The following is a 13,841-nucleotide window of genomic DNA, read 5'->3' on the forward strand; positions in this document are numbered from 1 at the left end:
GGCCACCGCCGGTGGTCACGCGAGCCGATCGGAGCGACCGGGGAGGTAGCGCAGGCTCAGCCAGACGATGGTCAGGAAGCAGGCGGTGAGCAGGGCCGCGCCGAGGTGGACGCCCAGTGCCGCGTCGCGCATCGACACCAGGGAGCCGAGGAGCGCCACCCCCATGGCCATGCCGGCCTGGCGGGCGGTGTTGAGTACTCCTGAGCCGAGCCCCGCGTAGGCCGGGTCGATCGCCTGGAGCGCGGCGGCGTTCAGGCTGGGCGAGAACACGCCGCATCCGAGCCCAGCCAGCGTTGTGCCCGCCAGGAACAGTGGCCAGGTGCCCGGCCCCGCGACGCCCAGCAGCAGCATCGCCCCGGCGGCGGACACCAGCGCCCCGCTCCACAGCAGTGCCCGGGGGCCGAGCCCGATCAGGCGGCGGTTGATCACGATGGTGCCGAACACCCAGGCGATCGAGAAGGGCAGGAACCATACGCCCGTTCGCGCGGGGCCGAGACTCCAGTGCTGTTGAAGATGGAGAGCGAGCATGAACTGCATGCCGTACCCGGCGAACTGGAACGCCAGTCCGCTGCCGACGGACGCGGAGAAGGCGGAGCGGCGGAAGACCGCCAGCGGCAGCATGGGATGGCCGGAGTGCCGCTCGATCAGCAGGAAGGCGGCGGTCGCGGCGGTGCCGAGTGCCAGCAGTCCGAGAGGGACGGCCGAGCCCCAGCCGAGGGGGCCGCCCTCGATCAGCCACGCGGTGACTGCCGCGAGTGCGACCGCCGCCGCCACCTGCCCGGGCAGGTCGGCGCGGGCCTGGCGTCGGGGGGTCTCGGCGACGTGGCGCAGCGCCAGCAGGATCGTGACCAGGCCGATCGGGATGTTGATCGCGAAGATCGCGCGCCAGCCGAGCAGGTCGGTGAGCAGCCCGCCCGCGGCCAGTCCCTGCGCGAACCGCGCGACGATGAGCACGTGCAGCGTGGGACTGACCGCGCACAGCAGGGAGGCCGCGGTGAAGGTGGCCAGCGAGGCCGCGAACAGCCTGCGGGCGCCCCAGCGGTCGCTCATGCTGCCCGCCGTCAGCAGCACGCTGGCGAGTGGGATGGTGTAGACGGGACGGCCAGCGCACGGCCGCTCGGCGCCACGACAGCCCGCTCCAGCGTCCGAGTGCTCATCGCCCGCGGACGAGGTCGCGCACCGCCTGCTTGGCGGCCTGGGTGACGCGCCGGAACGCCTGCGGGTCCTGGGTGGCTCTGGCCAGGACGTAACCCCCCTGCACGGCGGCCACCACCATAGAAGCGGTCGCCAGGATGTCGGCGTCCGGACGAAAGTCCTCGCGGTCCTCTTCGAGCACCTGGGTGATGCGCCCGACCAGCCATGAGAAGAGCTCCGCGACCGGAGCACGCAGGCTGTCGTCGGTCGCCACGTCGTAGTCCTGGACCAGGCCGCCCAAGCGGCAGCCCGCCAGCGGGTCGCGTTCGAGGTCGAGATAGGCGCACACGCGTTCGACCGCCGAGCCGCTCCCGCTCAGCACCGCCTCCGCGGTCTCGCGCAGCTTTTCGGCCGAATAGCCCATGGCGGCGACGGCCAGGCCCGCCTTTCCCGAGAAGTGGTGGTACATGCTGCCCTGGCCGGCGTGGGCCCGCCTCTGGATCATCGTGGGGCTGGTGGCGGCGTAGCCGCGCTCCCACAACAGCTCCGACGTCGCCTCTATCAAGGCCGTTCTCGTGCTCATGCCTTCGATTGTACATACTTGTATGTACAGAACCCATACGACTCTCCGAGCGGGCTGGAGCCCTCCTGGTCAGAGGACTCCGGCGCGGGCGGCGGCCAGGGCGGCGTCGGCGGCGCGGTCGGCGTCGCCCCGGCTCACCGGCTCGTGGGCGACGAACAGCCGGTAGTAGACGGGCGCCACCGCGACCCGGACCACCTCCCGGGCGTCGACCGTGACGGGCAGCTCGCCCCGCTCCACGCCCCGCCGCACGACCTGGGCCGACTGCTCGTGGCGGGCCTCGAAGAAGGCGCGCAGGGCCCGCGCGGCCTCGGGGCTCTGCATGGCCGCCGCCACGAACGCCGACGACACGGGCCCCAGCTCGGGATCCTCGAACCCGCTCCGCACCAGCTCGACGACGCCCCGCAGGTCGCCCTGGACCGTGCCGGTGTCGGGGATGGGCCACGGCTCGCCGGCGGCCAGCTCCAGGGCGTCGGCGACGAGCCCTTCGACGGTGCCCCACCGCCGGTAGACGGTCGTCTTGTGGACGCCCGAGCGCTCCGCCACGCCGTCCACGGTCAGGCCGCGGAAGCCGTGCTCGGCCAGCTCGCCGAGCGTCGCCTGCCGCACGGCGTCGCGCACGCGCGCGCTGCGTCCACCGGGCCGCTTCACCACTTTCAAACGCTACTCCAGTTGCATTAGTCCATCGAGTCTGCCATTCTAACGCTACACAAGTTGCGATTGGGGTTCCATCCTGACCATCCTGCTTCGAGACATCACGAAGTCCTACGCCCACCGCAGGGTCCTGTCCGGCGTGTCCATGTCCGTCCGGCGGGGCGAGCGCCTGGGCATCGTCGGCGAGAACGGCTCAGGCAAGTCCACCCTGCTGCGGCTCCTCTCCGGCGCCGAGCGGCCCGACTCCGGCGAGGTCGTCGTGTCCGGCGAGGTCGGCCACCTCGGCCAGACTCTCGGCCTGTCCTCCGACCTCACGGTCCAGCAGGCCGTCGACGCCGCGCTGGCCGGCCTCAGGGCCATGGAGCGGCGGCTGCACGAGCTGGAGTCCACGCTCGCCGCCGAGCCCGCCGAGGGCTACGACGCCTCGCTGGAGGAGTACGGCGACCTGCTCACGGCCTTCGCGGCACGGGGCGGCTACGAAGCGGACGCCCGGGTGGACAAGTCCCTCCACGCCCTCGGCCTTCCCCACCTCACCGCCGGACGCCCGTCCGCGCACACCCGCCGCGGCGAGGCCGGCGGCCGGGAGCGGACGCTGGGGAGCCTGTCCGGAGGCGAGCGGGCCCGGCTCGGGCTGGCGTGCGTGCTGGCCGCCTCGCCGGAGACGCTGCTGCTGGACGAGCCCACCAACCATCTCGACGAGTCGGCGCTCGGCTGGCTGGAGGAGCGTCTGCGCGGCCATCCCGGCACGGTCGTCGTGGTGGCGCACGACCGGATCTTCCTCGACCGGGTGGCCACCGCCGTGATCGAGGTGGAGGGCGGCGAGGTCACCCGGTACGGCGGGGGCTACGCCGGCTTCCTGGCCGCCAAGGCGGCGGCCAGGGCCCGCTGGGAGCAGGCGTACACCGCCTGGCGCGAGGAGGTGCGCCAGGTGCGCGACCACGCCGCGACGACCGCCCGCCGCGTCGCCCAAGGCCGTGTCATGCGCGACAACAACAAGATGGCCTACGACCGCAACGCGGGGCGGGTGCAGAGCTCGATCGCCGGCCGGGTCCGCAACGCCCAGGAACGGCTGCGCCGGCTGGAGGAGCACCCGGTCCCCCGGCCCCCGGCCCCGCTCCGCTTCCGCGGCACGTTCACCGCCCCCACCCCTGCGGACGCCGCCCCCGGCGCCGCGGAGGCAGCCTGCGGGCCGGTGGAGGCCGACGGGGTGTCGCCCCGGTCCCCGCGCCGGGTGGTGGCCGAGCTGCGGGACGTGCGGGTGGGCGACCGGCTGGGCGTCGAGTCGCTCGTGATCCGGGCCGGTGACCGGCTGCTCGTCCACGGGCACAACGGAGCGGGCAAGTCCACGCTGTTGCGGGCCGTCGCCGAGCGGGCCCGGGGTCGCGTGGGACACCTCGCCCAGGAGACGGTTCTCGACCCCGCGCTGCCGGTCCTGGAGGCGTACGGCCACGGCCACCCCGACGAGCGGCGGACCGCGCTGCTCGCCACCGGCCTGTTCCGGGCGGAAACCGCTCGACCTCAGGGTGGGCGCGCTGTCCGTGGGGCAGCGGCGCAGGCTGGCGCTGGCCCGGCTGCTCGCCGAGGAGCACGACGTGCTGCTGCTCGACGAGCCCACCAACCACCTGTCCCCGGAGCTGGCCGAGGAGCTGGAGCAGGCCCTCGACCGCTTCACGGGAACCCTCGTGGTGGTCACGCACGACCGCGCCCTGCACAGGCGGTTCCGGGGGACGCGGCTGGAAGTCTCAGGAGGACACCTATGTCACTGACCATGATCCCGCAGGGCGCCCCCTACGGCGTCGCGACCGGCCCCGACGGGGCACTGTGGTTCACGCTGGTCCACCAGGGCATGGTGGGCAGGCTCGTGCCCGGCGAGGAGCCGGTCGTCCACCGGCTCGACCCGGCGGACGGCGGACCGACCGTGATCACACCGGGCGCCGACGGGGCGATGTGGTTCACCGAGTTCCAGGGAGGCCGGGTCGGGCGGGTGACGGAGTCGGGCGAGGTGACCTCCTTCGAGGCCGGCTCGCCGTACGGCATCACCGCGGGCCCCGACGGGGCGATGTGGTTCACCCGGATGCAGGCCGACCGCATCGGACGGATCTCCAGCGACGGGACGGTGACCGAGTTCGAGGTGCCGGTGAAGGGCGGCATGCCCTCGGCCGTCACCGCCGGGCCGGACGACGCCCTGTGGTTCACGCTCAACCAGGGCGACGCCGTCGGCCGCGTCTCGCTCGACGGCGAGATGACGATCCACCGGCTGCCGACGCCCGGGGCCGCCCCGGTGGGCATCACGGCCGGGCCCGACGGGGCGCTGTGGTTCGTGGAGATCGGCGCCGGGCAGATCGGGCGCGTCACCGTGACCGGGGAGATCACCGAGTTCCCGCTGCCGGACCGCGCCTGCCGCCCGCACGCCGTCGTCTCGGGGCCGGACGGGGCGCTGTGGTTCACCGAGTGGGCCACCGACCGCCTCGGCCGCATCACCGTGAAGGGCGAGGTGGACGAGTACGACCTGACCGCGACGGGCGCGGGAGCCGGTGACGTACGCGCGGAGCCGCACGGTTTGACCGTCGGGCCCGACGGGGCCATCTGGGTGGCTCTCGAAGCGGGCGCGCTCGCCCGGGTGGAGATCCCCTGACACTCTTGCGCGTCACGCCGGCCGCGCGGCCCGGAGGCGGACTCCGGGCCGCGGCTCGGTGATCAGCGGTGCAGGAGCAGGGGGAGCTCGCTCCAGCCGTGCGCGATGAACGACGGCACGTGCGTGAGCCGGTCCGCCTCCACCGCCAGGCGCAGGTCGGGGAAGCGGGCGAACAGCGCCGGCAGGGCCGTGAGCGCCTCCTGGCGGGCCAGCGGGGCGCCGATGCAGCGGTGCACGCCGATCCCGAACGCGAGGTGCTCGTCCCGCTCCTGGGTGGCGTCGAAGGCCGCCGCGTCCGGCCCGTGCTGGTCCGGGTCGTGCCCGGCGGCGAGGTAGGAGGTGATGATCGCGTCCCCCGCCTCGATCCGCACGCCGCCCACGTCGATCGCCTCGACGGCGAAGCGCAGCGGGAGATGGGCGATGGACGGCGCCCAGCGCAGGGTCTCCTCGACCACGGCCTCCCACGAGATCTCCCCCGCGAGCGTGCGCCGGAGCTGGTCGGGGTGGGTGAGCAGGGCGTGCACGGCGTTGCCGATCAGGTTGACCGTGGTCTCGTGCCCGGCGGCGATGAGCAGCAGCAGGGTGTCGCGCAGCTCGTCGTCGCTCAGCGACGCGCCCCCGCCCACGCCGGCGGCGCTGCTGTCGCGGACGTTGATCAGCTCCGTGGTGAGGTCGTCGCCCGGGTGCTCCCGCTTGTAGGCCACCAGGGCGGGCAGCACCGTGCCGATCTGGGCCGCCGTGGCCGCCGCCTGCTCGGGGGTGGCGGAGGTGTCCATGATGGCCTCCATCATCCGGGCCATCTCCTCCCGCATGTGCGCGGGCACGCCGAACAGCTCGCAGATCACCCGCATCGGCAGCGGGTGGGCGTAGGCGGCGCGCAGGTCCACGACCTGGCCCGGCGGCACGGCGGCCATGGCGTCCAGCAGCTCCGCGACGATGCCCTCGACGATCGGCTGCATCGCCCGGGAACGGCGCGCGGTGAAGCTGGGGGCGACGAGCCTGCGCAGCCGCCGGTGCTCCTCGCCGTACGCGCTCAGCATGTTGGACACGCCGATCCAGGTCATGATCCAGGTCCAGCCGGGCTCCGACAGGGCCTGCGGCAGCAGCCGCCAGTGCCGCTTGTCCTTGCTGACCATGGGGTTGAGGACCAGCTCCTTGAGCAGGTCGTGGCGTGTGACGGCCCAGGCGGGGATCCCTCCGGTCAGCTCTACGAGGACCACGGGGCCGAGGTCACGTAACCTGCGGACCTCTCCGGGAAGGTCTCGGCCGAAGGGATCGAGGACGACGGGGGCTGCACTGCCCAAGGGGATTCTCCAGGCTGATCGGGACGGATAGGTGTGAAACGGACCGGCAGGTGGGCGAGCGACCGGTGGAACGGGCCGGGCCGCCAGGACAGCTCCTCGCGCGGCACGGTCAGCTCCAGGTCGCACAGGTGGGAGGTCAGGCGCTCGATCGCGGTCATCGCGATGAGCATGGCCGGGTCGCTGACGGGGCAGCGGTGCGGCCCGGCGCCGAACCCCAGGTAGGCGCCCCCGTCGGAGCGCAGCCCGCCGGGCACGTTGGCGGGCTCGGTGTTGGCCGCGGCGTAGGAGACCAGGACCAGCTCGGCCGGCCGGATCCAGGTGCCGTGGAAGTGCACGGGCTGCCGCACGAAGTAGGGGCCGTAGTTGGCCATGGCGGGCTCGGCGCGCAGCGCCTCCAGGAGCGCGTCGTACGTGCTCAGCGCTCCGTTGGTCAGCGAGCTGTAGTAGCGGTCGTCGCTGACCATGCGGGAGATGGCGTTGGAGATGAGGCTGGCCGTGGGCTCGTAGCTGGCGGCCACCACCAGGACGAGCTGCCAGATGAGCTCGTCCTGGCTCAGCCCGGCGGGGTGGTCGATCAACCAGGAGGTGAGGTCGTCGCCCCGGTCGGCGTACTTGGCCGTGACCAGCTCGCCGAGGTAGCGGCTGAAGGCGTCCAGTCCGCGCGCGCCGGCCTCGCCGTCGGCCTCCATCAGGTCCGACAGGGCACTGATCAGGGCGTCGCTGTCGGAGTCGGGGCGGCCGAAGAGCCGGTTGAAGATCTTCAGCGGGATGGGCTTGGCGAAGTCGGCGGCCAGGTCGGCCTCGCCGGTCGCGGCGAATCGGGCGATGAGCGAGTCGGACACCTCGATCACGAGCTGGCGCAGCTTGTGCGGCTGGACCATGCCGAAGCAGTCGATGATCGCCTTGCGGTAGCGGGTGTGCTCGGCCCCGTCGGAGTACAACGCGTTGGGCCGGTAGCCGAGCATGCCGACCGCGCCGGCCGCCTCCGGGGTCTCGGGCAGGGTGGCCATCCAGTCACGGGAGTCCTTGCTCCACGCGCCCCCCACGTTGGTGAGCACGTCCACGGCGGCCTGGTAGCCGATCACGAGGTGCGCCCCGATCCCGGGCGAGATCTCGACGGGCGCCACCGCGCCGTGCCGCGCGCGCAGCGAGGCGTACACCGCCTGCGGGTCTCGGGCGAACTCCGGCCCGTACAGGCGGCCGGCGTCGGGGATGTAGCGCGTCGTCACGATAGAACCAGCTCTCTGATGTGCTCCACCAGCGCGATCAGCGAGGCGCGGGCGGACACGGGGTCACGTGCGTCGCACACCAGCAGCGGCGTGCGCGGGTCCAGGTCCAGCGCCTTGCGCAGGACGTCGGCCGGGTAGTGGGGCGAGTCGGGGAAGTGGTTGACGGCCACCGCGTAGCGGATGCCGGCGCCCTCCACCAGGTCCAGGACGGCGAAGCTGTCGTCGATGCGGCGGGTGTCGGCCAGCACCAGCACCCCCAGCGCGCCCCGGACCAGCTCGTCCCAGAGAACCTGGAACCGGGTCTGCCCCGGCGCCCCGAACAGGTAGAGCACCACGCCGGGCAGGGTGAGGCGGCCGAAGTCGATCGCGGTCGTGGTCGTGGTCTTCTCGTTGACGCCGGTCAGGTCGTCGACCAGCGTGCCGGCCTGCGTCAGCATCTCTTCGGTGTTGAGCGGCTCGATCTCCGAGAGCGCGTTGACGATGGTGGTCTTGCCCACGCCGAACGGCCCGGCGATGACCAGCTTGACCGGTATGTGATCGGCACTGATCCGGCCGTCAGAGGGCGCGAAGGCCACTGAGCACCAACTCCAAGATCTCCAGGTCGGGCAGGTCGGCGGGGGGCGGGTCGCGGGTCAGCAGCGTCCCTCCGGCCACCAGCCCGGCCACCAGCAGGCGCACCACGCAGTACGGCAGGCCGAGGTGCGCGGCGCATTCGTACACCGACAGCGGCCCCTCCTCCAGCAGGGTCAGCAGGTGCGACGCCGGCGGGTCCAGCCCGTTGGCGACCACGTCCGGAGCGACGTAGACGAGGGTGGTCCGCTCGATGCTGATGTGCTCGGGCACGACCACCCTGGCGGCGGCCATGTAGTCCGGTACGACACGCCGCCGTTGCCGTCCGGAGCTCATGCCCGGACGCCCGGCGTCCTGGCCGCGCTGGCCTCGTCGAGGGCCTTGATCAGCTTCTGCACCTGGAGCTGGACCTCGTAGGCCAGGGAGCCGATGTTGACCGCTCCGGTGGCCGCCACCACGATGGCGGCCCGCTCGCCCGCGGGGGCGATGTAGTAGTACCCGGTGCCCGCCGAGATGACGATGTCCACCACCTCGCCGTCGGCGCCGTTGCTGAGGCCCTCGCACAGGGCGCGCGCGGCGCCCAGCACCGAGCTGGTCATGGCGGCGGCGCGCTCCCCCGCCTCGACCGACGTACCGGCGGAGCCGCCGAGGATGAGCCCGTCACGGCTCAGCACCACGCCCCGGCTCACGCCGGGCAGCGCCAGCAGCGGCGACAGGACCCAGGACACGTCTAGCGAGAGCGGGCGGCCCTTGGTCTGCGCGGTGGGGGCTGCGGAGTGGGCGTCCATGGGGTGGTCAGTTCCCTTCGGTGAAGTCGTGCGGCTGGGACGGGAGCGCTTCGCGGCGGCCCGCTTCGGCCCCGGTCTGGAAGTCTCCCCACCTCCTCTGGGCCTCCTCCGGAGTGGTGAGCGCCTTGTCCGCGGAGCCGCCGGAGCGTCCGCCCGGGCCGCCGGCGCGGCCGGGGGTGGTCCGGGGCGTCTGGCGGCGGCGCTGGGGCAGCCCGGGAAAGGGCTCCCCGGACTCGCTCCGTCCCGGCTCACCGGTCGCCTGCGTGGGCACGGGGGCGGACGCGGACGCGGTCAACGGGGCGCCGATCGGGCCCGTGGCCGGCTCGCTGATCGGCACCGTCGCCGGCGAAGGGGCCGGCGACGGGACCTGCGGAGTGGCCTGCGCAGTGACCGGCGCGGTGACCGGCGCAGCGGCCGGCACAGCGGTGGGGCCGCCGGCCCGGGACGCCGTCATGGCGGGCTCCCGGCGGAGCGTCGCGGCCGGGACGGCCCTGACCGGCTCGGGCGCCAGCACCGAGGGCCGGATGTGCTCCGGCATCTCCACCAGCAGCTCGTTCGGGATGCCGACCACGGCCTGGACCCCGCCGAAGGCGCTCTTCTTGACCGTGACCTGCATGCCGTAGTGCGCCACCTGGCGGCCGATCGCCGCCCAGCCGGTGTGCGGCGGGTTGCCGAGGTCGATCAGCCGCACGGGCTGGGCGCCGCTGAGCAGGCGGGTGGCGCGGGCGTACTGCTCCTCGTTCAGCCCCACCCCGGCGTCGTCGATGACGATGGCGGCGCCGGTGTTGGTCTCGTGCACGGCGATGGACACCTTGAGGGTGCCGTGGGAGTGGTGGACCGCGTTGGCCAGCAGCTCGGAGGTGATGAACAGGATCGGCTCGGCGGCGCGGGCGGCCACGCCGACCCGGCGGCGCAGGTGGTTGGCCGGCCCCTCGACGCGCTGCTCGAAGTTCTCGACACGGGAGATGGCGCCCACCATCAGGTCCACGAGGTAGGTGTCGTCACGCGACAGACCGGGCGTGGCCCCGCAGGCGATGCCGGTGGCCTGGACGCGCCGGATGATGAGCTCGTTGAACATGTCGAGCCCCAGCACCTCGCGCATCAGCGCCGTGTGCTCGTCGCCGCTGTAGCGCCGCTGCACGTCCGCGAGCAAGTCCTGGGCGCGCAGCGCCTGGGTCTGCACGCGGGACATCGCGCCCCTGACGACCGCCTGGGCCGCCTCGTCGACGCGCTCGCCCTCGTCGCGGATGGCACGGGCGAGCGCGTCGAGGATGCCGCGGTGCAGCCGGTCGATCTCGGTGCCGGCCAGGGCCGGGTTCTGCATGCCGGGCACGATCACGTGCGGGGACCGCAGGTGCGAGGCCAGCGCGGGGATCCGCTTGTCGAGCAGGTACTCCGTCTCGGCGCACACCAGGTCGTACTGGCCGCGGGCGTCGCGGACGGCCTCGGCCGCCTCGAACGCCTTGCGCTCCGCGGCCTCCTGGAGCCGGCGCTCGGCCTCCCTCAGCCGCTGGTCCCGGGCGCTGGTCTCGCGTGACAGGTGCTCCTGCGCCTGTCGGGCCTGGGCCAGTTGCCCGCGGGTCAGGGCCAGCTCCCGACGCGCGCGGAGGTGGACGAGCAGGACGCCCGCGACGGCGAGGACGGCGACGCCGATCACTGTCGCGACGATGAGGGAGTCTTGCGGCATGAGAATCCTGAGGTCGGGGGGGAGGACGAGCCGGGCGGGAGGGGCCGCCGGTGGGAGGCGTCAGCGAGACGCGTCGCCGTCCCGGGACGGCCGGCTCGGGCCGCGTCCACGCGCCGCCCGCCGCCGTAAGCGGCCGGGCCGGCTCCATGCCCGGCACGACCGCGTCGCGGGCAGGGTGTGGCCATCCGGCATGGGCATCCTCTGAATCAGTGAGCAGCGGCCGATCAGGTGTCCCAGTATTCCGTTTTAGTCACATTAGTCAACTCTGAGTAAGGAAGTGTCGCGGCATCGAGCGGGGAGGGCGGTGGAATCGGGAGACCCGGGCGGGGGTTGACTAGGAGCATGCGAGCCATAGTGATCGCCGCCCACGGCGGCCCAGAGGTCCTCGAGCACGTCGAACGTCCCGACCCCGAGCCGGGCCAGGGCGAGGTGGTGGTCGACGTCGCGGCCGCCGGCGTGAACTACATCGACACCTACCACCGCTCCGGGGCGTACCCGCTGGCGCTGCCGACCGCGATCGGCTCCGAGGGGGCGGGTGCCGTGTCCGCCGTCGGCCCCGGCGTGCGGGACGTGGCCGTGGGCGACACCGTGGCGTGGGCGAGCGTGCTCGGGAGCTACGCCGAGAAGGCCGTGGTGCCGGCCGACCGGCTGGTGCCGGTGCCGGACGGCGTGGACGCCGAGCTGGCCGCCGCCACGATGCTCCAGGGCATGACGGCCCACTACCTCACCCACTCGACGCACGCCGTGCGCGAGGGCGACCACGTGCTCGTGCACGCCGGCGCCGGCGGCATGGGGCAGCTCCTCATCCAGCTCGCCAAGCTCAGGGGCGCCAAGGTCCACGCCACGGTGTCCACCGCCGAGAAGGAGAAGCTGGCCCGCGAGGCGGGGGCCGACGAGGTGCTGCGCTACGACGACTTCGCCGAGGCGCTGAGCGGGCGGATGGACGTGGTCTACGACGGGGTGGGCGCCGCGACGTTCGACGGCGGGCTGAAGGCGCTGCGCCCGCGCGGCCTCATGGCCCTGTACGGCGCGGCCAGCGGCCCGGTGCCGCCCGTGGACCCGCAGACGCTCAACAAGAACGGCTCCCTCTTCCTCACCCGCCCGACCCTGGCCGACTACATCGCCGAGCGGGAGGAGCTGCTCCAGCGGGCCTCGGACCTGTTCGGCTGGATCAGGGAGGGACGGCTGCGGATCAACGTCTCCGCGCGCTACCCGCTGGCGGAGGCGGCGCGGGCCCACGAGGACCTGACCTCGCGTCGCACCACGGGCAAGCTGCTGCTGATCCCCTGACCGTCAGGCGGGCGACACCGCCTCCGCGGCACGGCCGCCGCGGGGGCGGTAGGCGACCCGCCACAGGGCCACGAGCAGCAGCAGGGCCACCACGCCCCACCCCGGCAGGAGACCCGACGCCGCCGCCACCACGAGCGGCGCCGCGACGGCGGGCAGCGCCCAGCACCAGAGCCACACGCGCCCGGCCCGCGCCGCGAAGCCCAGGACGGCGGAGGCCGCGAAGTAGACGGCCAGCCCGCCGCCCATGACCCACCCGGTGCCGCCGTGCAGGTGCTCCTCCGGGGCGGCGGCGACCACGCCCAGCCCGGCCGCCGTCGCGGTGATGCCGGCCGTCATGGCGAAGTGCGCGGGCAGCGCGACGTACGACTTGAGCCCCCGTTCGCCGACGCCCGGGACGGCGCTCAGGCCGTACTGGAGCGTGAGCCACCACAGCGAGACGATCAGCCCGAACCCGGCCACGGCGGCGAGCCCGAGCGGCGGCTGCCAGTCCTGGCCCGACGCGGCGAGGACGACCTGCATGACCGCCTCCCCCAGCACGATGATCACGAAGAGGCCGAGGCGCTCCCCCAGGTGGGCGGGGTCGAGGACGGCGGCGGTGACGGTGCGGGGCGGGTGCGCCCGCACCGCGCCGCCCCTGTGCCGCTGCCGCTGCTCCACACGCTCGGCCTGGCGCCGCATCTCCGCGACGAACCGCTCGGGCCGGCGGCTCTGGGCCACCGAGAAGACCACGTCGAGCAGGACGCCGAGCCCCCACAGGGCGTACCGGAGCGGCGGATCCACCCAGATGGAGGCGAACCACGGCGCCAGCCCCGCGCCGAGCTGGGTCGCCGGCCAGGCCGTCATGATGGTGCCCGACGCCTGCAGGGACTGGGAGGCGCTGATGCGGCAGGTGATGTAGGCGGCGATGAACCAGCCGTCGTGCGTGCCGACACCGGCGATCTCGTGGGCGACGTCGGGCGCGGCGGCGGCCATGACGGCGATGCCGAACATGCCGATCAGCATGCTGCGCGTGTGGGTCTGCTCGGCGCGGACGTTGGAGTAGAGGGTCAGCGACGTCCACACGCTCCACACCGCGTAGTAGAGCACCGCGAACAGAGCGACGTTGGCCCACGTCGGGTGCGCGAGGCGGTGGGCGAGCTGGGCGACCGCCACCACCACGACCAGGTCGAAGAACAGTTCAAGCCAGCTCGCGTGGCGCTCTCCCGCTTCTTTCACGGCTCACGAGAATAGATCGCCGGGATCGCGTCACGCGCCGCGGGGACGGTGATCCGCCCGGTTCGACATGGTTTGGATAGGGTGCGGCGCTATGGAGATCGGTGCCTCTGTCGCGTCGTTCGCCGTGGTCGTCGCGTTCCTGACGCTGACGCCGGGGCTGGACACGGCGCTCATCCTGCGGACCTCCGTCGTCGCCGGGCGGCGGACGGCGTGGGGCGTCGTGCTGGGCATCCAGCTCGGCACGCTGCTCTGGGGCGTGCTCACCGCCGCCGGTCTGTCCGCGCTGCTCGCGGCCTCCCAGCTCGCCTACGACGTGCTGCGCTGGGCGGGGGCCGCGTACCTGGTGTGGATGGGCGCGCGGATGCTGCTCACCCGGGGCACGGCCGCGCCGGAGGAGGCGGAGGGGCGCCAGGAGACGCGGTTCCGGACGGGGCTCCGTCGCGGGCTGGTGACGAACCTGCTGAACCCCAAGGTGGGCGCCTTCTACGTGGCGATGCTGCCGCAGTTCATCCCGGACGGCGCCCCGCACGCCGCCATGGGGCTGCTGCTGGCGGGCGTGCACGTGACCGAGGGGCTGGTGTGGAGCACCGTGCTCGTCGGGTTGGCGACGCTGATGGCCGGAGTGCTGCGCACGCCCCGGGTCAGGCGGGTCCTGGACCGGGTCACGGGCGTGGTCATCGTGGGCTTCGGCCTGCGGCTGGCGATCGACAGGTGACGGGGACGCTCCTCAGGGCCACGGCCACTCCAGGAGGCGG

Annotated in this window: 13 protein-coding genes and 1 pseudogene; 4 read left to right on the forward strand and 10 right to left on the reverse strand. The window is 73.5% G+C overall.

Annotation, left to right across the window (positions count from 1 at the left end; all coding sequences use genetic code 11):
• Positions 1–15: 15 nt before the first annotated feature.
• The 3 genes from ABZS51_RS36230 to ABZS51_RS36240 all read right to left on the reverse strand — a co-directional run bounded on the left by ABZS51_RS36230 (position 16) and on the right by ABZS51_RS36240 (position 2,368).
• Positions 16–1,086 (reverse strand): MFS transporter, encoded by a 1,071-nt coding sequence (locus ABZS51_RS36230; protein ID WP_355450975.1) that lies wholly within the window; start codon positions 1,084–1,086, stop codon positions 16–18.
• 67 nt (positions 1,087–1,153) lie between these two features.
• On the reverse strand, positions 1,154–1,717 hold the full coding sequence (locus ABZS51_RS36235; RefSeq protein WP_355450945.1) for a helix-turn-helix domain-containing protein: 564 nt from the start codon (positions 1,715–1,717) through the stop codon (positions 1,154–1,156).
• Positions 1,718–1,786: 69 nt separating this feature from the next.
• Entirely contained in the window at positions 1,787–2,368 is a 582-nt protein-coding gene (locus tag ABZS51_RS36240) for a TetR/AcrR family transcriptional regulator (protein ID WP_355450948.1), read from the reverse strand.
• A gap of 145 nt (positions 2,369–2,513) precedes the next feature.
• Between ABZS51_RS36240 and ABZS51_RS36245 the strand changes: the two are divergent.
• Positions 2,514–2,996 (forward strand): annotated as a pseudogene (locus ABZS51_RS36245) (ATP-binding cassette domain-containing protein); the annotation flags it as partial.
• A 910-nt stretch (positions 2,997–3,906) separates the two neighbouring features.
• Positions 3,907–4,134: an ATP-binding cassette domain-containing protein gene (locus ABZS51_RS36250; RefSeq protein ID WP_355450978.1), complete on the forward strand. Its 228-nt coding sequence runs from the start codon at positions 3,907–3,909 to the stop codon at positions 4,132–4,134.
• Positions 4,135–5,065: 931 nt separating this feature from the next.
• On the opposite strand, the gene ABZS51_RS36255 is transcribed toward ABZS51_RS36250, so the two are convergent.
• The 6 genes from ABZS51_RS36255 to ABZS51_RS36280 are packed head-to-tail and all read right to left on the reverse strand — an operon-like array spanning position 5,066 to position 10,581.
• The gene (locus ABZS51_RS36255; protein WP_355450951.1) at positions 5,066–6,223 is read right to left on the reverse strand and encodes a cytochrome P450; all 1,158 of its coding nucleotides are present in this window, start codon (positions 6,221–6,223) and stop codon (positions 5,066–5,068) included.
• Positions 6,211–7,536 (reverse strand): cytochrome P450, encoded by a 1,326-nt coding sequence (locus ABZS51_RS36260; RefSeq protein WP_355450954.1) that lies wholly within the window; start codon positions 7,534–7,536, stop codon positions 6,211–6,213. Before ABZS51_RS36260 ends, ABZS51_RS36255 begins: the two co-directional genes overlap by 13 nt.
• Complete coding sequence (locus tag ABZS51_RS36265; protein ID WP_310712177.1) at positions 7,533–8,111, reverse strand: ATP/GTP-binding protein; 579 nt, start codon at positions 8,109–8,111, stop codon at positions 7,533–7,535. The genes ABZS51_RS36260 and ABZS51_RS36265 overlap by 4 nt, the downstream gene beginning before the upstream one ends.
• Entirely contained in the window at positions 8,092–8,442 is a 351-nt protein-coding gene (locus ABZS51_RS36270; protein WP_355450957.1) for a DUF742 domain-containing protein, read from the reverse strand. The genes ABZS51_RS36265 and ABZS51_RS36270 overlap by 20 nt, the downstream gene beginning before the upstream one ends.
• A complete protein-coding gene (locus tag ABZS51_RS36275; RefSeq protein WP_310712174.1) occupies positions 8,439–8,894 on the reverse strand; it encodes a roadblock/LC7 domain-containing protein in 456 nt (151 codons plus the stop codon). The genes ABZS51_RS36270 and ABZS51_RS36275 overlap by 4 nt, the downstream gene beginning before the upstream one ends.
• A 7-nt stretch (positions 8,895–8,901) precedes the next feature.
• The gene (locus ABZS51_RS36280; RefSeq protein WP_355450961.1) at positions 8,902–10,581 is read right to left on the reverse strand and encodes a hypothetical protein; all 1,680 of its coding nucleotides are present in this window, start codon (positions 10,579–10,581) and stop codon (positions 8,902–8,904) included.
• 342 nt (positions 10,582–10,923) lie between these two features.
• Here ABZS51_RS36280 and ABZS51_RS36285 point away from each other — a divergent pair, with 342 nt between their 5' ends.
• Positions 10,924–11,871 carry a quinone oxidoreductase gene (locus tag ABZS51_RS36285; protein ID WP_355450964.1) on the forward strand — a complete coding sequence of 316 codons (948 nt, stop codon included), beginning with the start codon at positions 10,924–10,926 and terminating at the stop codon, positions 11,869–11,871.
• A gap of 3 nt (positions 11,872–11,874) precedes the next feature.
• On the opposite strand, the gene ABZS51_RS36290 is transcribed toward ABZS51_RS36285, so the two are convergent.
• Positions 11,875–13,086, reverse strand: coding sequence for a low temperature requirement protein A (locus tag ABZS51_RS36290; RefSeq protein WP_355450966.1), 1,212 nt, complete (start codon positions 13,084–13,086; stop codon positions 11,875–11,877).
• A gap of 91 nt (positions 13,087–13,177) precedes the next feature.
• Here ABZS51_RS36290 and ABZS51_RS36295 point away from each other — a divergent pair, with 91 nt between their 5' ends.
• A complete protein-coding gene (locus ABZS51_RS36295; protein WP_355450969.1) occupies positions 13,178–13,801 on the forward strand; it encodes a LysE family translocator in 624 nt (207 codons plus the stop codon).
• Positions 13,802–13,841: the final 40 nt, after the last annotated feature.

It is taken from the genome of Nonomuraea sp. NPDC005501, from assembly GCF_040605905.1.
Classification (GTDB): domain Bacteria; phylum Actinomycetota; class Actinomycetes; order Streptosporangiales; family Streptosporangiaceae; genus Nonomuraea.